Here is a 20,896-nt window from a genome sequence, read left to right as displayed (position 1 = left end):
TAAAAAATTGAATGGCCGCCAAGCATACCCAAGCAGCCATCCATTATGCAAATTTACCTGCCTTTTTTTATCGTTTTCTTACTCATACTGAGCATTTATCAACCAGATTTTCAATTAGCCCGTATTTTGCATCCCACTTGCAATGCCAGCCATGGTAATCATTAAGGCTTTATTCACTTCAGCATTCTCTTCATCTTTTCGACTACGATACAAAAGTTCTGCCTGTAAATAATGCAATGGATCAATGTATGGGTTACGCACATCAATAGACTGACGAATGGTTTTATTGTCTTCGATGAGACGCTCTTGCTTCTTCAGCATTTTCACCAACTCACTGACTTGCTTAAGCTTACCTCGCAACAACCGCCCTAAGCCTTGCAGTTCTTCGCCGACCAAACGCTTTTCATAATATTCAGCAATCTCGGGCTCAGCTTTTGCCAATACCATGTCGAGCATGTCTAAATAAGCACCAAAAAACGGCCATTTTTTATGCATTTCACGCAGCTTTTCTAAATTTCCAGATTCAATACCTTGCTGCAACGCGCTCTCTGCACCTAACCAAGCAGGCAGCATTAGACGAATTTGCATCCAAGCAAAGATCCAAGGTATAGCGCGCAGACTTTCTACGCCACCATCCGAACGACGACGCGCAGGACGAGAACCTAAAGGCAACTTGGCTAATTCTTGCTCTGGTGTTGTCGCTCTAAAGTAAGGTACGAAATCCTCATGACCACGAATAATAGAGCGGTACTGATTCATCCCTACTTCGGCCATTTCATCCATAATCGCACGCCATTCCTCTTTCGGAGGCTCAGCAGGAATCAAAGATGCCTCCATCACAGCGGAGCAGTAAAGCTCTAAAGAACGTACCGCGATATCAGGAATACCAAACTTAAAGCGGATCATTTCACCCTGTTCGGTCACCCGAATAGCACCGTTTACGGAACCCGGCGGTTGCGACAAAATCGCTACATGAGCAGGACCGCCGCCTCGACCTACGGTGCCACCACGGCCGTGGAACAACGTCAGGTGAATGCCATGTTTTTTACAGAGTCGAGTCAAAGCCTCTTGCGCTCGGTATTGGCCCCACGTTGCGGCAATTTGCCCTGCATCTTTGGCAGAGTCAGAATAGCCTATCATCACTTCCTGACGACCATTGATATAAGACTTGTACCAAGGAATTGAAAACAACTGCTCAATAATAGGTTCTGCATTATCCAAATCCGCAAGGGTTTCGAACAAAGGAACAATACGCATTGGAAAGTTAACACCAGACTCTTTTAGCATTAAGGCAACCGCCAAAACGTCAGATGGCGCACTCGCCATGGAAATAACATAAGAGCCAAATGAGTTCTGCTGACCTTGAGAGATCATCGTAAAAGTATCTAATACTTCTTTTACTTCAGCCGTTGGCGTCCACTCCATAGGTAAAAGTGGGCGTTTAGAGTTTAGCTCCGTCAACAAGAAAGCCTGACGCGACGCTTCATCCCATTCTGCATAGTCTCCAAGACCATAGAAACGCGTAATCGCAGATAACGCATCAATATGCCGAGAAGCATCTTGGCGGACATCGAGACGCACTAAGGTCGCCCCAAACGTTGCTGCACAACGAATGAGATCTAGCAGTGATCCATTAGCAATCACCTTCATACCGCAATCTAACAGAGACTCGTAACACAGAATCAGATCATCAGTGAGCTCTTGAATATCAAGGAAAATATCCTCACCAGCTGTTGGCTTACCATCTAAACAGGCTTTCGCCCAATTCTTAGTTGCGAGCATCTTGTTTTCTAGATGTCGTAAAACTTCACGGTAAGGCTGAGCGCTATCACCAACACGGGCACGCAACGCATCATTGCATTGCGTCATAGAAAACTCTGAACGCAATATATTCAAGTCTTTTATATAGAGATCCGCAGCCATCCAGCGAGCTAATAACGTCACTTCTTTAGTTACTGTATGAGTCACATTCGGGTTGCCGTCTCGGTCACCGCCCATCCACGTCGCAAAACGAATAGGCGCCAAATCCAATGGCAAACGATCTTCATTTGAAAACTCACTAAACTGCTCATCTAATTGACGAAAAAAGCGTGGTACAGCTTGCCATAAGGATTGCTCAATAACCGCAAATCCCCATTTGGCTTCATCAACTGGCGTTGGGCGATCTTCACGAATTTCATCTGTATGCCAAGCCTGAGTAATGATTTCTTTCAAGCGGCGTATATGCTTGGTTTCTTCTAAAGGTAAGATATTATCTTTATCGAGAGCTTCCAGTTCACTGGAAATGTTGTCGTATTTACGAATCAATGAACGACGCACGACTTCGGTAGGGTGTGCAGTAAGAACAAGCTCAATCGATTGCGATTGCAGTGATGAAACCATTTGTTCAGCAGTAAAGTTCTGCTTTGAAAGACGGGCTAACAAATCGCCAACAGGGTTGTGGTACACGCCCAAGCTTTCATTGGTTCTGCGGCGGTGAACTCGGTGGTATTGTTCGGCAATATTAGATAAATTCAAAAATTGATTAAACGCACGGGCAACGGGCACAATCTCTTTGTCTTCTAACGCTTCTAAGGCTTGAATAAGAGCCGCAGAATCGCCAGACTGACGCCCATCTTTCGATAGTAATCGGATATTTTCTACTTTTTCTAGAAAGCCTTCTCCTAAATGATTGCTCATGCTTTCGCCAAGACAGTCTCCTAGCAACCTAACATTTTCGCGTAATGACGCCTGACTATCACTCACTTCACCCTCCTAAATGTTGCCAATAACGCCCTTTCAAGCGATCTATTATCCGTGTGTAGATTCTCCCACTATAAACCTTCGCGTTTGGCCTGATCCCAATAACGATCTAGTTCTTCTAATGAGCAATCTGTTAGTTTTTTATTCTGTGCCGCTACAAGGCTTTCGATTCTACCAAAACGGCGGCGAAACTTTATATTCGTTTTATTTAATGCCACATCAGGCGAGACCTTAAGATGACGGGCCAAGTTGCTGACAGCAAACAGAACATCTCCCATTTCCTCTTCAATATGAGGATGGTTTTGCTCCTTCATTGCCTCTTCAAGTTCATCTAATTCTTCTCTGATTTTGTCAAAAACAGGGGCAACATCCGGCCAGTCGAAACCCACCTTAGCGACTTTCTGTTGGATTTTTACCGCCTGCATTAACGCAGGCATAGAGTTTGGCACTTCTGCTAACAAGGCCTTATATGTCGGGCCTTTTTCTTGTGCTTTAATCTGTTGCCATTGCTCCGCGATTTGCACTTCAGTCAGCGCTGTGGGCTCACCAAAACGAGTAATATCCCCATCAGGAAAAACATGAGGATGACGTCGCAGCATTTTTTCAACAATACCAGCCGCTATATCATCAAACGTAAAGCGCTGTTCTTCTTCCGCCATTTGCGCATAAAAAATCACTTGGAAAAGTAAATCCCCTAGCTCTTCTTTTAAATGTTCAAAATCTTCACGCTCAATGGCATCCAACACTTCATACGTTTCCTCTAACGTATAAGGCGCGACGCTTTTATAAGTCTGTTTTTTATCCCAAGCACAACCAAACTGTTTGTCCCTAAGGCAACTCATCAAATACTGAAGCTGTTCAACCTTGCTGCTCAAAAGTCTCTCTCTCTGAACACATTCAACACATTAGGCAACTGATTAATACGATGCAACAACTTACTCAACACGCTCAACTCACCCACCTCAATAGTAAAGCGAATACTGGCTGTGTGGTTTTCTTTTGCAGATAAGGTATTCATCGATAAAAGGTTTACCTTTTCATTCGCCAACAAACCTGTGATGTCATTCAATAAGCCAGTACGGTCATAAGCCTCTACCTGAATATTGACAGGGTATTGATTATCAAGCTCTTCTCCCCAGCTAACATCGATAATACGTTCCGGCTCATCTAAGCCTAACTGAACGATATTAATACAATCCTGTCTGTGTACCGATACGCCCCGACCTTGGGTAATAAAGCCAACAATGTCATCTCCGGGAATAGGTGTACAACATTTCGCCATCTGAGTTAATAATTTGCCCACGCCCAGGATATGAATATCATTATCCGAAGACTTATGACGGCTCTTTTTCAAACGAATAGGACGCGGCGTCGATGTTTCGCCATTGAGGCTGTAAAAATCATCAATAACACGCAACACACGAGATAACTGAATATCTCCCGCCCCTAGGGCAACATATACTTCATCTGCATAAGAAAAGTTAAAGCGCGAAGAAATGGCCTGCAAATCGATACGATTATCTTCCAAACCAAGTCGCTTTAATTGCTTATCAAGCAAGAGCTTACCCGCTTCTAGATTTTTCTCTCGGTCTTCTTTTCTAAACCAGTTTTGAATCTTAGCTCTGGCACGGTTGGTCTGAACATAACCCAATGTAGGATGTAACCAATCACGACTAGGACCACCTTCTTTAGTGGTTAATATTTCAACTTTATCGCCCGTTTTTAAGTGTGTGACCAAGGAAATAATTTTACCGTTTACCTTAGCGCCACGGCAGCGATGGCCAATTTCGGTATGAACTCGATACGCAAAATCAACCGCTGTTGCGTTGATAGGTAAGTCAACCACGTGACCATCAGGAGTAAATACATAGATGCGATCTTGTTCAATGTCGCTGCGAACTTGTTCAGACAAAGACTCCAAATCACCTTGCACTTCATGGAAGTCCAAAATAGTTCTGAGCCATTGGAGTTTTTCTTCATAGCTACTGCTGTTGGAACTTAAATCCGTGCCTTTATATTTCCAGTGTGCACACACCCCAAGCTCTGCATCTTCATGCATTTTGTGGGTACGAATTTGAATTTCTAACGCACGACCTTGAGGGCCAACAACCGCCGTATGAAGAGACTGATAACCGTTCGATTTAGGATTACTAATGTAGTCATCAAATTCCTGTGGAATAGGACGCCATAAATTATGAACAACACCAAGAACGCCATAACATTCCATTGGCTCATCAACTAAGATACGCACAGCACGAACGTCATACACTTCATCAAAACCAATATTTTTGCGCTTCATCTTACGCCAAATACTGTAGATATGTTTTGCTCGCCCCATCAAATCCGCATGAATATTAATGGCCTTTAAGCGCTCATCTAATAAGCTGATCACATCATCGATATACTGCTGACGGTCTAGACGCTTTTCATCTAGCCAAGTGGCAATGCGTTTGTAATCACCAGGATAAAGGTAGCGAAAAGAAAGATCTTCTAATTCCCATTTGATATGACCTATCCCCAAGCGGTGAGCTAAAGGCGCATAAACACTCTGCACTTCTAGCGCAACAGCAACACGACGATCTTCATCTTGATGCTTAGCTTCTTTAATAGCACAGGCACGTTCTGCGAGTTTTATCAGCACCACTCGCACGTCATCAATAATTGAAACCAGCATCTTTCGTAAAGATTCTAGCTGATTATCACTACGGCCTAACACTTCAGCCGCGGAGTCAGCCGTCAAATTTTTTGAGACTTCGCCCATTTTCATTACCCCTTCGACAAGCGAAGAGACTTTTCGACCAAACATCTCAGTCACACGTGAAATAGGTAATTGATCTTCTCGTACAACACGATATAAGGCAGCGGCAACCAGTGAATCTTGGTCGGCTCTAAAACCGGAAAGGATTTCAACCATCTCCAGTCCTGCACGGAAAGTACTCGCTTGCGCGCCCCAATAAGAAGGACGAGCGCACTGCAATTCAGCTTGACGAGCCAACTCACAGGCCATACGTAGAGGAACTCGGGAACTGTCGTCAATCAGATGGGCAAAATGCCCCATCCAAGCATCAATATCGACACTTCCATCCTCTAACACAGGGTGATCTTTTCTTACCGTTACCATTTATCCGCCCTTAAATTCACTTCTTTTTTTGCAATAACATCATCGTTTCTACATGAGAGGTTTGAGGAAACATGTCCATCAAACTAACCCGTAAAACACGATATCCCTTTGCAACTAAATATTCAGCATCTCTGGCTAAAGTAGAAGCATTGCAAGAAACATACAATATTTGCATGGGTCCAATTTTTATTATGCTGTCTAAAAACTCAAATGCTCCAGCACGAGGTGGATCCAACAACACTTTGGTAATGTTCTGCTTAAAAAGTTCATTTTCAACTGGTTTGGTCAAATCAGCCGCTACAAACGACAGGTTGTCAAAACCATTAAGCAGCGCATTGTCCTGCGCTGCTTTAACCATCATGTCTTGCACTTCAACGCCAATAACGGCTTGTGCACGCTGTGCTAGCGGTAACGAAAAATTACCTACACCGCAAAACAAATCTAATACTACATCTTGCTTGCTTGGACTTAGCCAGTCCATTGCTTGCGCGACCATTTTTTGATTCATGGCAGCATTTACTTGGATAAAATCTTGTGGATGATACTTCAACCTCAACTCACCAAGATCATAATAGCGCATTTTTTCAGGTACCACTTCGGCCTTGCTCGCTTTTGGTGCCTGCCAATATAAAGCAACCTGCTCGTTTTCAGCCCAGTCTCCCCATGCTTTTTCAAGCTCATCGGGGATTGAAGACGTTAACCGCAACAGGACAGAAACACCTTTAGTATCTTCAAGTAACTCCACATGACCCAGTACACCCGCTAGTTCATTTTCTAATAGCGCGTGCTTGAGTGAAAGAAAGGTATTTTGCAAATTGGGGGTAAGCACAACACATTGATCGATCGAGATAATGTCGTTAGATGCTTTACCACGAAAGCCAAATGCCACACGGCCTTTTTTGAGATCAATCGATATGCGAGCGCGTCGACGATAACCGCTGGGGTTATCTGATAACAGCTCAAGTTCTTGGGTTGTGATTAGATTACGCAGTTGTCCCTTCAACCAATCGGCTTTTGCAGAAAGCTGTTGCTCGTCCGCTAGATGCTGAAAACTGCAACCGCCGCAAACGTCGAAATGCTGACAAGAGGGATCAACTCGATAAGCACTCGGTTCGATGATGTTTACCAGAACCGCGTCATCAAAGCGACGACCCGCTTTCTTAACTTGTGCCTCGACAGTTTCACCAGGCAAAGCACCTTCAATAAAAGTGACTTTACCTTGTAAACGCGCGACGCCTTTTGCTTCATGCGTCAAACCATCTACCACAAAGGTCTGTATTGGGCCCATCGGCTGTGGTTTAGGTGTTGTTGCTCGACGTGGGGATGTTCTTCTTCTCAAAGGAGGCTCTCTTATTCCTGAGTCTAGGATAAATGCGTGGTTATTCTATCGCATCTGAATACAGAACAGTATGCGATAGCGAGCCTTAAATAATTGGAACCTTGATAAATATCATGAGCAAGGGTTTGCTAACTATCAAAAACACCTGTCGACAAATAACGATCACCACGATCACAAATAATCGCCACAATCACAGCATCATTTAGCTGTTTCGATAATTCCAGCGCGGTAGCAACAGAACCTCCTGAAGATACACCACAGAAAATCCCTTCCTCTTTAGCTAATCGACGCATTGTTACTTCTGCATCCTCTTGAGAAACATCCATAACAGTATCCACTCGAGTCTCATCAAAAATAGAGGGCAAATACTCTTTTGGCCAACGGCGAATACCTGGAATACTTGAGCCGTCTTGAGGCTGAAGCCCAACAATTTGTATATCCTTATTCTGCTCTTTCAAGTATTGAGAAACGCCCATAATGGTACCAGTCGTGCCCATTGAGCTTACAAAATGAGTCACTGCACCTTGTGTTTGTTGCCAAATTTCTGGACCGGTCGTGACATAATGCGCGTTGGGGTTATCTTGATTAGCAAATTGATTTAAAACGATACCCACACCTTGATCTTGCATTTCTTGAGCAAGGTCCCGCGCCTTCTCCATACCTTCTTCTTTGGTCACCAAGTGCAATATTGCCCCATAAGCTGACATAGCAGACTTACGTTCTTGGCTCATATTATCAGGCATGATCAAATGCATTTTATAGCCTTTAATCGCTGCTACCATAGCTAACGCAATACCTGTGTTACCACTGGTTGCTTCAATCAAGCTATCGCCCGGTTTTATATCACCACGAAGTTCTGCCTGAAGTATCATATTTAAAGCAGGACGGTCTTTTACTGAGCCTGCGGGGTTTTGCCCTTCTAGCTTTAATAAAATCGTATTACGTGTATTAGGATTGATACGCTGCAAGCGAACCAAAGGTGTTTGTCCGATTAAGGACTCGATACTAGGGTATTGGATCATAAAAAACTTCATTGACATTGATGACTTAGGGAATGACACTTAACGCATTACGCCTATTTAAGAACACTTACACTAAACAGTACAATAAGAAAGCGTTATAAACTTAGTTTCAATTTCGCATTCTAGAGTAAAAGATATGCTCGTAACACGCATTTTCACCCTACTTTGTTTATCACTAATAATAAGTAGCTGTGACCAGTCCAATGAAGATCTTACTGGACTAAATAATGTAGAACTCAGAAAAAAGTGGCGCGGATGCGCTTACATTAACGCGCCAACTAGCAGTGAACAGAAAGCATGCGGTAACTATGAAAGAGAATGCAATGACCGTAAAAATAAAGGCAATCTATCCTGCTACTAACTCGCCAATTAGATTCATAGCATGAAGAAACCATCCATTAAAAACCTACCTACGCTCAGTCTAAGCAACAAACTATTTTGGGCATTATTTGCGCCAGTTTTCATCATTTCTTTGCTGGCCAGTGGCTTTCTTTTATCGACACGTTTTCACGACCTAAATAACAATTTATACGAGCACACTTCCCACATTACAGAGCAAGTTGCCACCACGAGTGAATACGCGATTGTATTTTCCGACCAAAACATGATGTATCGAATTCTGCAAAATGCCCTAAAAAATCAAGACATTAGTAGTGTGCAACTGTTTAGTAGTGAACAAAAAATCATAGCAGAACTAGGCAAAGCACCAGAGCCGAACGATATTATATTTCCCGATGACAGCACGATAAGAGAGTACGATTCCTACTTAGAATCCATTAGCGCCATTCACTACACCAACAATTCCTCCGATGCTGCCTTTAGTACTCAAGCCGATTTGTTCAACTCAGCGAATCAGCGCAGCCTAATAGGCTGGGTGAAAATTGAAGCGAATAAATCTGCAATACAAATAGAAATGTATCAATATGCTAGCTTGATCATTTTTACTCTCGTCATTTTTAACATCCTGGTTATTTTAGGGGCCTTTCACCTTTCTAAAACTCTAACACTGCCAATAGACAGACTCTCTTCTGCCTTAAATAAACTGGTGAAAGGTCAATTTTCTACCGCTAAGCTGATGAAATTACCGCCAGAATACGCAACGCTTCAAAAGGACTTATTAGATCTAAGTGAAAGACTTGAGCACCATAACGAAGAAATGACAGCGGGTATTGAGCAAGCAACGGAAGACATACGCCGAAGCATGGATAGCATGGAAGAAAAAAGTGCTCAGCTACACATAGCCAACCGCGAAGCGATGGAGTCAAACCGTTTAAAATCACAATTCTTGGCCAACATCAGCCATGAAGTACGAACGCCATTGAATGCTATATTGGGTTACACCAAAACCCTGCAAAAAGACATTACCGACACCCAACAACGTCTTTATGTAGATACCATCGAACAGTCCACTAATAGCCTACTCACGATTATCGGCGACATTTTAGACTTTTCAAAAATTGAAGCTGGTAAACTTAGCCTTGAAAGCAATCACTTTAACTTAAAGGCACTTCTAGATGATGTTTATCAAATCCTCAGCATCAACCTACTGACAAAAGAAAAACAGATCGACCTAGTGCCAGAGTTTAGCCAAGATGTGCCAGAGTGGGTCATTGGCGACAGCACACGAGTTCGCCAAATTTTAACCAATCTTATAGGTAACGCCATCAAGTTTACCCACCAGGGTTCGGTTCGTACCAGGGTATCTATCGCTCCGCAAAACAGCCAAGATATAACCCTGTGTTTTCAAATTATCGACACTGGCATAGGCATCGCTGAACATAAAATACACCGTTTGTTTAAGCCTTTCTCACAAGTTGATACCAGCACCACCAGACAATTTGGTGGAACTGGACTGGGTTTGGTTATCACTAAAAAGTTAGTTGAGCAGATGAATGGTAAAATCGAAGTTAGCAGCGACCCAAGCATTGGCTCGACATTTCGTTTTACCATCGACCTCAAAGCCTCACAAAAATTAAACCTTGATAAAAGCACATTAGACCGACATGTCGTTTTACTCGAACCTAGCACTACGTATAAAAGCTATCTAAACAGCTATCTAAAAAGCATTGGCGTTAGCTGTACAGCCTGTTCTGATTTAGAGCAAATGGTCGCTCTGCTCAATAAGCAGCACGATAGTATTGATGCTATTTTGCTCAGCGTTATGCCTGATGAGCAAAGCGCTGCCGAAGCCCGCGAGCTTATTACCTATTCAAAACAGCAATTTTCTATTCCATGCATTTTGATGATTCAGCCTCCCGGACAAGTCACTCATTACCCAGATCTAAAAGAGCTGTGCAGTGACATCCTGCTTAAGCCTATTAGTCACGATCGTCTCTATAACGCACTGCAAAACCTTAGCAACAGCAATACACCAATTAAGCTTCAAAAACCTAAAATAAATACGCTACACGAAAAAATTAGTGGGCTTAAAGTTCTGGCGGTAGACGACTCACCAATAAACTTACAACTGCTCAAGCACTGGCTAGCCCCAATAGGCATTGAAGTATCTTTAGCTTACAGCGGACGACAAGCCATAGATATGGCAATGAATGAAAGCTACGATCAGATATTCATGGACATACAAATGCCAGAAATGGACGGCATGGAAACCACACGCCAACTTCGACAAATCGAAAACTATAAGAACATTCCTATTATCGCCCTCACTGCGCATGCATTAGGGTCAGAGCAGCAACAGATTCTGTCTAGCGGCATGAATGCTTATCTCACTAAGCCAATTAATGAAGAGCTACTGCTTAACACCATTGCAACATGGCGATCAAATACCGACACCTTTCAAGATCAAGTTGATGCCAAATTAGTCGGTATTTTTGATTTAGACAAAGCACTCGAAATTGTCGATGGAAAAGTGGAAATAGCAAAGGAAATGTTCGATATGCTAGCCGACTCACTGGATGCTGAGAAAAAGCTAGTCCAACATCACCTAGAAAATCAAGACACAGAAAAACTCATTGAAGTTGTGCACCGAATACATGGTGCTTCTAAATACACAGGCACAATAAACATTGCACGTCACGCAGGTTTTTTAGAGACACACCTGAAAGAACTGGGCCTAGAAGAGGTAGAAGGTGTAGCGGAAGACTTCATTGAGGCTATAGAAGATCTGCTGAACCACAGGCAGCTTATTCCTTGGCCTCAGCGGTAAAGCTCTACTATTTAGACTCAATTATTTGGATTCTATTATTTAGATTCTTCTATTTAGACTCAAGAATGACAAAAGCCTGAGCATAGGCTTTTTCGTCTGTCAGGCTTAAATGCCAAGATACCGGAAAATCGTAACGAGCCGTGATACTCTCATCCACGATAAGTACAGGCTGACCAGAAGACAGATTACTAACGTTAAAATGCTGAAAGCTGACCCCAGACCCAATACCCGTTCCTAATGCCTTTACTGCAGCTTCTTTTGCTGCGAAACGTTTAGCGACATAGGCGTTCGCTTTCTCTAAGTTGCTAATTTGTGCCCAACGAGCTTTCTCATCGGCGGTTAATATTCTATCGATGAATCGCTCACCTAATCGCTCAATAGATTGAGCAATACGAGATATTTCTACTAAATCAGTACCAACACCAATAATCAAACACTCACCTCTTTATAGAACTCATTTTCACAAAGCACGAAAAATAGGCACACCTAAATGTCGCTCCCCTTGAAAAGGTTGTTTCGGTAATAAGCGTCTGGAAACGACGGGCTTACCATTCAATAAACTATCCAGCCAATTACGATGCAATTCTTTAGCGAGACTCAAAACCTGCTTATCAGTCCACTTGCCAGCGTGATAATCGAGTGCAACCCGCCCTTCTACAAACAACATGGGTGTTTGTTTAGGTATCTCGCCATAATAAGGCCGCAGACCAAACTTATAATGAAACTGATAAAGCTGACGCGCCTCAAGCGCCTCTCCCCGACCGGTTGATATCATATTAATACCAACACCTAATTCAGAAAAAAGCCCGACTTCAAAGCGCCTTAACAAAGGTGCGATCGGAGCACCAGCATGTAAGTTTTCAATTAACCATTTATAGAGTTCAAAAACATCTGGCAATGGTAAGTTAACAGGCAGCAGTTTCTCAAGCAGCTCATGTACATAAAGTGCCGCGTAAAGAGGCAGCCTCTCTAGAGAGGAGGCTGACTTTATCGACTCTAAGCTTTTTACGGTTTTTAAATCACCACGGCCAGAAAACTCCATTTCATAACATAAAAAAGGCCCAGGTATGACCCGAGCCTCTTTTTTTGGTAATCGCCATACTCCCCTAATCAAACCCTGCTCAAGCGTTAACATATCAAGCAGGATTTTACTGTCCTGAAAAGGGCGGGTATGAATAACATACGCAGAAACGCGCATCGGATTTATTCTTCCTGATAACCTAGACTGGCCAACGCACGCTCATCATCAGACCAACCAGAACGTATTTTAATCCAGAGGTTCAACATCACTTTATGCTGAAACAAGTTCTCCATATCAATACGTGCTTCCTTACCGATAAGCTTAAGTTTTTCACCACGCTCACCGATAATAATGCGTTTTTGGCCGTTTCGCTCAACCAAAATCAAAGCACTAATATGAATAGCAGATTCCTCAAAAACAAATTCTTCAATCTGTACAGCCACTTCATAAGGTACTTCTTGACCAAGCTGACGAGTGATTTTTTCACGAACAATTTCCGCGGCCAAAAAACGCGAACTACGGTTCGTTATCTGATCTTCAGGGTAAAACTGTGTGCCTTCTGGAATGTAGCTTTCAACTAAGCGCTCCAAACGGTCCAAGTTGTTATTGCGCAGTGCTGATATTGGTACGATCTGAGCGAAATTCATCCGATCAGATAAATTAGCTAAGCGTGGCAAAAGGTCTTCTTTCTGATCCAATTGATCCACTTTATTCACTACCAAAATAACAGGGCAGCGAGCATGCTTGACCTTTTGAAGAACCGACTCATCTTCCTCTGTCCATCTATCCGCATCAATAACAAACAACACAACATCAACATCTTTCAACGCGGCGGCGGCTGTTTTATTCATAATACGATTGATGGCTTTCGCTTCACCTAAATGCAATCCAGGTGTGTCAACATAAATGGCCTGAACATGACCTTCTGTTTTTACGCCTAAAATCTGATCTCGGGTTGTCTGCGGCTTACGTGAAGTAATCGATAATTTTTGACCCAAGATGTGATTAAGTAAGGTTGATTTACCCACATTTGGGCGACCAACAATGGCGATATAACCACAGTGCGTAACTTCAACTTCAGCTTCAGACATCTTTCTTTTCCAATTTTTTCAATGCTTTTGCAGCAGCATTTTGCTCTGCAATTCGGCGGCTATTACCCTTACCTTCAATGAACTCTTCACAAAGCTCTATATGACAATGCACATAAAAAGTCTGATCGTGAGGGTCACCTACAATATTAACCACATCATATTGAGGTAATGCATGTTTACGAGCCTGCAAAAACTCTTGTAGACGAGTTTTTGCATCTTTAGTGACAATTTTTAACGATGTCGCATTTAGACGCTCTTTATACCACTCTAAAATATGCTGACGACAAACATCCATACCAGCATCTAGGTACATGGCGCCTATGATCCCTTCGACTGTGTCTGCCAAAATAGAATCACGTCTAAAACCACCACTCTTTAGCTCTCCAGCTCCCAGTTTAAGATAGTCACCTAGCTCAAACTCCCTTGCCAATTCAGCCAAAGTATCACCTTTAACCAACGAGGCTCTCAAGCGGCTTAATTCGCCTTCTTTGGCTTTTGGAAAACGGTGAAAAAGATCTTCCGCAATCACATAGTTAAGAATAGAGTCACCCAAAAACTCAAGGCGCTCATTATTTTTTCCACCAAAACTACGGTGCGTTAGCGCCAGTTCAAGCAGTCCAAGGTCAGCAAAAAAGTAACCAATTCGCCGACTCAGCTTCTGATACAATGAACTCAAAATGTCTCCAAAAAATACTTATTCAATCAAACCGTTATTTTTAAAGCTTGGGATACTGAAAAACTTATCCCAATGTAGCCACACATAAAAGGCGCGACCCTTCATATTTTCATCTGGGACAAAACCCCAGAAGCGGCTGTCTGCGCTGTTATCTCGATTATCACCCATAACAAAGTAATGCCCTGCAGGAACAGTCCATTCTCCTTCATGAGGGGTAAATCGATAACTATTATAAATATCGTGCTGTACGCCACCCAAGTTCTCGCTAAACAACTCAACCGGCTCTTGATCCGGGTTCAATGACACTGACAATTTAGCTAAAAGCTCTTTACTCACTTGCTTATCATTTATCGTCAATATCTTATTGTGATAACTAATATGATCGCCAGGTAAACCGACTAAACGTTTAATATAGTTTAAATCAGGTTTTAACGGATACTTAAAAACCACTACATCACCACGTTTTGGTTCTGTAGTAGGAATGATAGTGGTATTTAAAACAGGCAAGCGAAGACCGTAGTCAAATTTATTAACTAGAATGAAATCGCCTATTTTAAGTGTTGGCAGCATAGAACCAGAGGGAATTTGAAAAGGTTCCACAACAAAAGAACGAAGCCCAAAGATAACAGCGATAATAATGAAGTATGACTTCACTTCTACAACAAACTTAGGCGTCTGTGCCAATCGTTGCTGAGCATCTTTGCTCAAGGCCGCTCGCGTTTCGCTTGCCATATTTGCCATCACCGCTTTACGTTTTGGCAAATACACAATACGGTCGTAAACCCAGAAGACACCCGTCACCAAAAACGCTATGGCCAGTATCAATTCGAAATCAAAACCCATACTTCATTTCTCCACCAAGATGTGCACTGGCACACCTGTTGATTATCTGGCTAGCTATCCAGTTGTAAAACAGCAAGGAAAGCAGACTGTGGCACTTCAACGTTACCAACCTGCTTCATGCGTTTTTTACCTTCTTTCTGCTTCTGTAACAGTTTCTTCTTACGGCTTACGTCGCCACCGTAACATTTGGCAATAACGTTTTTACGCAACGCTTTTACCGTGGTACGTGAAATCACTTTCGCGCCAACTGCACCTTGGATTGCGACGTCAAACATCTGACGAGGAATCAAGTCCTTCATTTTTTCACACAAAGCTCGACCTCTGAACTGCACGTTATCTTTGTGCATAATCAGTGCTAGTGCATCCACTCGCTCGCCATTAATCAATATATCCAAACGGCACAAGGGTGCTGGGCTAAAATGAGAAAAGCTGTAATCCAAAGAAGCGAAACCGCGACTACAAGATTTCAATTTATCAAAGAAGTCCATAACCACTTCGTTCATTGGTAGCTGATAGCGCAACTGCACTTGTCGGCCAACATATAACATGTCTTTCTGAATACCACGTTTCTCAACACACAGAGTAATAACGTTCCCCAAGTACTCTTGTGGCACCAAAATATTGGCTTCCACAATAGGTTCACGCATTTCTTTAATGGTGGCAGGATCAGGCATTTTTGAAGGGCTATCTACATTAATAACGTCACCGTTATTTAGCTCCACTTCAAACACTACCGTTGGCGCAGTGGTAATCAAATCTAGATCGTATTCACGCTCTAAACGCTCCTGAATGATTTCCATATGCAGCATCCCTAAGAAGCCACAACGAAAACCAAAACCTAGTGCATCAGAACTTTCAGGCTCAAAGAACAAAGACGCATCGTTTAGTGTCAATTTATCCAAAGCGACACGAAAATCTTCGTATTGATCCGAGCTTACTGGAAAAACACCAGCATAAACTTGCGGTTTAACTTTTTGGAAACCCGCTAATTGAGGAACATCAGGAGTCGACGTATGGGTAATGGTATCACCCACTGGCGCACCATGAATGTCTTTAATACCCGCAACAACATAACCTACTTCCCCCGCTCTCAACACGCCAGTTTCTTTACGTTTTGGCGTAAAAATACCAGCCATATCAACAGGGTGAGACATCTTAGTAGATTTAATATAAATCTTATCTTTCTTGCGTAAAGTACCTTGCTTAATACGAACAAGGGAAACCACACCCAGATAATTATCAAACCAAGAGTCGATAATAAGCGCTTGAAGCGGCGCATCCACATCGCCTTCCGGAGGTGGAATGGTCGCAACTAAACGCTCTAAAACATCATCAACGCCCATGCCAGTTTTTGCAGAACAGGTCACAGCATTCATTGCATCGATACCAATGATCTCTTCAATTTCAGCACTGACGCGTTCGGGTTCAGCTTGAGGCAAGTCAATTTTGTTCAATACCGGCATAACTTCGAGACCTTGCTCGATGGCGGTATAGCAGTTAGCAACAGATTGGGCTTCAACACCTTGCGCCGCATCAACCACCAGCAATGCACCTTCACAGGCTGCAAGAGAACGTGAGACCTCATAAGAGAAATCAACATGCCCCGGTGTATCGATAAAGTTCAATTGATAAACTTGACCATCTTTCGCATGGTAATCCAGCGTGACGCTTTGCGCCTTGATAGTAATGCCTCGTTCACGCTCGATGTCCATAGAATCGAGAACCTGAGCAGACATCTCACGCTCGCTCAAACCTTCACAAGTCTGAATGAAGCGATCGGCTAAGGTCGATTTTCCGTGGTCGATATGGGCGATAATGCTAAAATTGCGTATGTGCTTAAGATTATTGGAAGACACTATTTACTCACACTTTAAAAGCGATGTTTGAATGATTACCTGTTGATAAACAACTCACCTATGCACATTTTTTAATCTAAATCGTGCATTCGTTAGCTAACATCATCATGTAAGCCAAATGGAAAAATTTATCAACAAGTATTCAGAATAGAAATTGGCGAGCATTCTACCGAAAATCGAGCGCGGACTCCATTTATTTCAGAGATCAAACAAGATGGAGCCTCAACAACTTGCCTTTACGGTAAGACAATGCCTCGTTCCTTCAAAATGCGCTCTACAGTATCGACAGTAGCTTGCGTATGCGCATCTATCTCAAGATTCACTTTATCGCCAACCGACAAACTACCAAAGGTAGTCAACCTGAGCGTTTCAGGAATTAAAGACACCTCCAACCAATCATTGCCAATATCACTAATCGTCAAACTCGCTCCATTCAAGCCGACGTAACCTTTATTGAATAGGTAACGTCTGGCATCGACTTCATCTTGGCGATCAGTTGTAAAACGAATATGGACACTTTCTTCAATTTTTTCGATAAGGGACACAGTAACAGACGTCATGATATGGCCAGACATTACATGCCCGCCAATCTCATCGCCCATTTTTGCGGCACGTTCAAAATTAACCACATCGCCTGCCTGTAAAAGGCCAATATTAGTTAATGCTAACGTGGTATCAATAACGTCAAATGTCAGTACGTCATGTCCCATTTCCGCAACAGTAAGACAAACACCATTTATCGCCACACTAGCGCCGAGTTGCTGGCTCAACATAACCCCAGCAGGAAAAACAATTTCAAGGCGCTTATTTCGCCCAACTTGACTCGCTGTCTGGACAGTCGCCGTGCCCTGAACAATACCCGTAAACATAAAACGCCCTCACTTTCAGGTGAAAATATAAACACATTAGTCAATTAACATACGTTAAATCAAAGACTGAAGAAGAAATGAACACCTATGATCAAAGCTGCATAGTGACTGGTTCTGCGTAAGTTATCAAAGATTCACCAATAGGGTTATCCACAGGTTACGGGGATAACCAACATTCAACCTGATAACTAAAATTCTTAACCCTACTAATGCGCCCAATTTATTGTTTTTCAAGCACTGCAAAAACAATAGTTAAATAAATACCAACCAACAACGAAAGAAAATACACATTTTCACTTATTTTAGAGATAAAAAAACCGCTTTAAAAAGCGGTTTTCCCTCATACAAAAAAAACCAAATTACAAAAAATGGCTAGGATAATGCTTCGATCATTTCTTGTGTCACCAGGGTAATACCATCTGAATTTCGATAAAAACGCGCAGCATCCGCAGCAGGATCTTCACCAATAATTGTACCTTCTGGGATACAGCAATCAGAGTTAACAACCACCTTCGTCAAACGACAATGTCGCCCAATATCGCAACGAGGCAATATGACCGATTTGTTCACATGAGAATAAGAGTTTACGCGGACATTATTAAATAAAATGGACTGCTCAACCGTTGAGCCTGATACGATACAACCCGCTGACACCACAGAATTTAACGCGGTACCAATGCGTTCTTCATAATTGTAATTAAACTTGGCTGCTGGTCGCTGATATTGAGCAGTACGAATCGGCCACTCTTCATCATACAAATCCAGTTCAGGAACCAAACGAGTCAAATCCATATTGGCTTCCCAATAGGCCGTCAACGTCCCCACATCTCGCCAGTAAGGGTCATCAGGATAGTTCTTGTTATCGATGACACTGTTAGCAAAATGATGCGCTTTAATTTTACTGCGGCCCACAAATAGCGGAATCAAATCCTTACCAAAATCATGACTGGATGCATCATCACTCGCATCTGAGCGTAAATTTTCAGACAAGAATTTAGTGTTAAAAATATAAATCCCCATGCTCGCAAGCGAGACATCAGGCTTACCAGGCATTGTTGGTGGGTTAGAAGGCTTTTCTTCGAACGCTATAATATTATCGTTTTCATCCACATGCATAATGCCAAACTGATCGGCCTCTTTCAGCGGCACTTCTATACAAGCAACAGTTACATCCGCCCCACTTTCAATATGGTCTTGTAACATAAGGCTATAATCTTGTTTATAAACATGATCGCCAGCAAGAATCAAAATGTATTCGCTGTCTAAATCATTAATCATGCTTAGATTTTGGTATACCGCATCCGCTGTGCCACGATACCAATCACTACCTGTTTGCTGTTGGGCGGGCCAGAGCTCAATAAATTCATTAAAGTCGGAACGCAGGAAGTTCCACCCTCTTTGAACATGTTGATTTAAAGTGTGGGAGCGATATTGCGTGAGGACAGCAATACGTCGCATGCCTGAATTGATACAATTAGAAAGCGGAAAATCAATTATCTTATACTTACCCGCAATAGGAACTGCAGGTTTAGAGCGGTTATCCGTTAATTGCTTTAATCTTGAACCACGTCCACCGGCTAAAATAATGGACAGAGTCTTCATACGCGCCGTATTTAAATCCATGTAATGCCCTTAAAATTTTTATCAACACACTCTATTCGAAGTTTCATTTAGGTATACTCTTATCATTATTCCAAATCAATAAGATGCCTAATAATGAAAATACTATTTGCTGCCTCCGAAATTTATCCCTTAATCAAAACAGGTGGCTTAGCCGATGTAGCTGGCGCCCTTCCCGCTGCTTTGAGAAAAAAAGGCCACGATGTCAAACTGATAATGCCCGCTTACCAAGGCATATTAGAAAAGGTAGCGCCAATTCAAAAGAGTATCAACCTAGGAAATCCATTTGGGGTTGGAGATTTGTTACTTCTTGAAACTCATATCCCCGAAAATGACACGCCAATTTGGCTCTTACAATGCCAAGCTCTTTATGAACGGGAAGACGGGCCCTATGTCGATAAAAACGGTATAGACTTCGAAGACAACCACATCCGTTTTGCCGCGCTATCATGGGCTGCCGCTACGTTAGCGCTGCATGGGCACCTAATGGATTGGCAAGCCGACATTCTCCATTTAAATGATTGGCAAACAGGCTTTGCAGCCGCCTATTTGGAAAGCTGGAAAACAGAGCATATCCCCGTTGTCACGACCGTACATAATTTACGCTATAACGGTAGTTTTGACATGGATCAATTTTCCGCCATGCAGTTATCTCCAGAATTACTCAGCATGCATGGCATGGAGTTTTATGGCAGATTCTCTGGCCTTAAAGCGGGTTTAGTCTACGCAAATGCAATCACCACCGTCAGCGCCACTTATGCCCAAGAAATTCTCACACCAGAATATGGCGACGGGCTAGATGGTACTCTAAGGGCCATGCAAAATAAGTTAGTCGGTATTTTAAATGGTGTCGACTACGATCAATGGTCACCAGAGAAAGATACATTAATTCCACAAAATTACAGCACAGACACGCTCAATCAAAAACAAGCCAACAAGCTCGCTTTATTACAAGAGAACAATCTATCAGAAGATCTAAACCAACCTGTGTTTGGTGTGGTTAGCCGACTAACCGAGCAAAAGGGATTAGACCTTATTTTGCAAGTTATGCCAGCTATATTAGAGAAAGGAGCCCGACTTATAGTGTTAGGTTCAGGCGATAAACATCTAGAAAACCAGTATTTAGAGCTTCAAAACGATTACCCAAAACAAGTCTCTGTGCGGATTGGATACTTTGAAGATTATTCGCATCGCCTCCAAGCTGGCATTGATGCCTTGCTTATTCCATCGCGCTTTGAACCTTGCGGATTAACACAACTCTATGCGCTTAAATACGGAACCCTTCCGGTAGTAAGGCAAACAGGAGGCTTAGCCGATACCGTGTTTGAAGAAGGGGAGAAAGCGAACGGGTTTGTTTTCAAAGATGCCAATGCAGCATCTTTGCAAGCGGCAATGGAACGTACAGTTGAGAACTTCCATGACGCCACTAATTGGCGACAAAAGCAACAAAACGCAATGAGTTATGACTACAGCTGGGAAGCGGTAACCGATCAGTGGATTCAGCTCTATGAGTCCTTGATCAATCAGTAA

15 protein-coding genes are annotated in these 20,896 nt (G+C 42.7%); 2 read left to right on the top strand and 13 right to left on the bottom strand.

All coding sequences use genetic code 11. The features are described from left to right. Nucleotides 1-114: 114 nt before the first annotated feature. The 5 genes from ppc to cysM form a co-directional block, all read right to left on the bottom strand. The gene (gene ppc, locus KDW99_RS05380) at nucleotides 115-2,745 is read right to left on the bottom strand and encodes a phosphoenolpyruvate carboxylase (RefSeq protein ID WP_255828274.1); all 2,631 of its coding nucleotides are present in this window, start codon (nucleotides 2,743-2,745) and stop codon (nucleotides 115-117) included. A 68-nt stretch (nucleotides 2,746-2,813) separates the two neighbouring features. Then, the gene (gene mazG, locus KDW99_RS05375; RefSeq protein WP_255828273.1) at nucleotides 2,814-3,617 is read right to left on the bottom strand and encodes a nucleoside triphosphate pyrophosphohydrolase; all 804 of its coding nucleotides are present in this window, start codon (nucleotides 3,615-3,617) and stop codon (nucleotides 2,814-2,816) included. Further along, nucleotides 3,614-5,863, bottom strand: a complete 2,250-nt coding sequence (relA, locus tag KDW99_RS05370) for a GTP diphosphokinase (protein WP_255828272.1) — start codon at nucleotides 5,861-5,863, stop codon at nucleotides 3,614-3,616. The genes mazG and relA overlap by 4 nt, the downstream gene beginning before the upstream one ends. Before the next feature lie 16 nt (nucleotides 5,864-5,879). Next, nucleotides 5,880-7,202 carry a 23S rRNA (uracil(1939)-C(5))-methyltransferase RlmD gene (rlmD, locus tag KDW99_RS05365; RefSeq protein ID WP_255828271.1) on the bottom strand — a complete coding sequence of 441 codons (1,323 nt, stop codon included), beginning with the start codon at nucleotides 7,200-7,202 and terminating at the stop codon, nucleotides 5,880-5,882. Between the two features lie 128 nt (nucleotides 7,203-7,330). Next, nucleotides 7,331-8,224, bottom strand: coding sequence for a cysteine synthase CysM (gene cysM / locus KDW99_RS05360; protein WP_255828270.1), 894 nt, complete (start codon nucleotides 8,222-8,224; stop codon nucleotides 7,331-7,333). Nucleotides 8,225-8,606: 382 nt separating this feature from the next. Between cysM and KDW99_RS05355 the strand changes: the two genes are divergently transcribed. Further along, a complete protein-coding gene (locus tag KDW99_RS05355) occupies nucleotides 8,607-11,390 on the top strand; it encodes a response regulator (RefSeq protein ID WP_255828269.1) in 2,784 nt (927 codons plus the stop codon). A 49-nt stretch (nucleotides 11,391-11,439) separates the two neighbouring features. Here the strand turns inward: KDW99_RS05355 and acpS are convergent, their stop codons facing one another. The 8 genes from acpS to glgC form a co-directional block, all read right to left on the bottom strand. Continuing rightward, entirely contained in the window at nucleotides 11,440-11,823 is a 384-nt protein-coding gene (gene acpS / locus KDW99_RS05350; protein ID WP_255828268.1) for a holo-ACP synthase, read from the bottom strand. Nucleotides 11,824-11,850: 27 nt separating this feature from the next. After that, nucleotides 11,851-12,588, bottom strand: coding sequence for a DNA repair protein RecO (recO, locus tag KDW99_RS05345; RefSeq protein WP_255828267.1), 738 nt, complete (start codon nucleotides 12,586-12,588; stop codon nucleotides 11,851-11,853). A 5-nt stretch (nucleotides 12,589-12,593) separates the two neighbouring features. Further along, nucleotides 12,594-13,502 carry a GTPase Era gene (era, locus tag KDW99_RS05340; protein WP_255828266.1) on the bottom strand — a complete coding sequence of 303 codons (909 nt, stop codon included), beginning with the start codon at nucleotides 13,500-13,502 and terminating at the stop codon, nucleotides 12,594-12,596. Beyond that, nucleotides 13,495-14,178 (bottom strand): ribonuclease III, encoded by a 684-nt coding sequence (gene rnc, locus KDW99_RS05335; protein ID WP_113917248.1) that lies wholly within the window; start codon nucleotides 14,176-14,178, stop codon nucleotides 13,495-13,497. The genes era and rnc overlap by 8 nt, the downstream gene beginning before the upstream one ends. A gap of 18 nt (nucleotides 14,179-14,196) precedes the next feature. Further along, nucleotides 14,197-15,021, bottom strand: a complete 825-nt coding sequence (gene lepB, locus KDW99_RS05330) for a signal peptidase I (protein ID WP_255828265.1) — start codon at nucleotides 15,019-15,021, stop codon at nucleotides 14,197-14,199. A 50-nt stretch (nucleotides 15,022-15,071) separates the two neighbouring features. After that, nucleotides 15,072-16,877, bottom strand: coding sequence for a translation elongation factor 4 (lepA, locus tag KDW99_RS05325; protein ID WP_255828264.1), 1,806 nt, complete (start codon nucleotides 16,875-16,877; stop codon nucleotides 15,072-15,074). A gap of 236 nt (nucleotides 16,878-17,113) precedes the next feature. Beyond that, nucleotides 17,114-17,746, bottom strand: a complete 633-nt coding sequence (locus KDW99_RS05320) for a riboflavin synthase subunit alpha (RefSeq protein WP_255828263.1) — start codon at nucleotides 17,744-17,746, stop codon at nucleotides 17,114-17,116. A 372-nt stretch (nucleotides 17,747-18,118) separates the two neighbouring features. Next, on the bottom strand, nucleotides 18,119-19,369 hold the full coding sequence (gene glgC, locus KDW99_RS05315; RefSeq protein ID WP_255828262.1) for a glucose-1-phosphate adenylyltransferase: 1,251 nt from the start codon (nucleotides 19,367-19,369) through the stop codon (nucleotides 18,119-18,121). A gap of 93 nt (nucleotides 19,370-19,462) precedes the next feature. Here glgC and glgA point away from each other — a divergent pair, with 93 nt between their 5' ends. Beyond that, the gene (gene glgA, locus KDW99_RS05310) at nucleotides 19,463-20,896 is read left to right on the top strand and encodes a glycogen synthase GlgA (protein WP_255828261.1); all 1,434 of its coding nucleotides are present in this window, start codon (nucleotides 19,463-19,465) and stop codon (nucleotides 20,894-20,896) included.

The sequence above is a fragment of the Marinomonas rhizomae genome, from assembly GCF_024397855.1.
In the GTDB taxonomy this organism is placed as follows: Bacteria; Pseudomonadota; Gammaproteobacteria; order Pseudomonadales; family Marinomonadaceae; genus Marinomonas; species Marinomonas rhizomae_A.
Note: the sequence above shows the minus strand (reverse complement) of the source record. Positions and strands in the feature narration are given on the sequence as shown.

Bases quoted from the DNA above. Each gene is read 5' to 3' on its own strand.
- lepB (WP_255828265.1), bottom strand. From the start codon at position 15,021: ATGGGTTTTGATTTCGAATTGATACTGGCCATAGCGTTTTTGGTGACG.
- era (WP_255828266.1), bottom strand. From the start codon at position 13,502: ATGTCTGAAGCTGAAGTTGAAGTTACGCACTGTGGTTATATCGCCATT.
- KDW99_RS05320 (WP_255828263.1), bottom strand. From the start codon at position 17,746: ATGTTTACGGGTATTGTTCAGGGCACGGCGACTGTCCAGACAGCGAGT.
- glgA (WP_255828261.1), top strand. From the start codon at position 19,463: ATGAAAATACTATTTGCTGCCTCCGAAATTTATCCCTTAATCAAAACA.
- relA (WP_255828272.1), bottom strand. From the start codon at position 5,863: ATGGTAACGGTAAGAAAAGATCACCCTGTGTTAGAGGATGGAAGTGTC.
- KDW99_RS05355 (WP_255828269.1), top strand. From the start codon at position 8,607: ATGAAGAAACCATCCATTAAAAACCTACCTACGCTCAGTCTAAGCAAC.
- glgC (WP_255828262.1), bottom strand. From the start codon at position 19,369: ATGGATTTAAATACGGCGCGTATGAAGACTCTGTCCATTATTTTAGCC.
- cysM (WP_255828270.1), bottom strand. From the start codon at position 8,224: ATGATCCAATACCCTAGTATCGAGTCCTTAATCGGACAAACACCTTTG.
- recO (WP_255828267.1), bottom strand. From the start codon at position 12,588: ATGCGCGTTTCTGCGTATGTTATTCATACCCGCCCTTTTCAGGACAGT.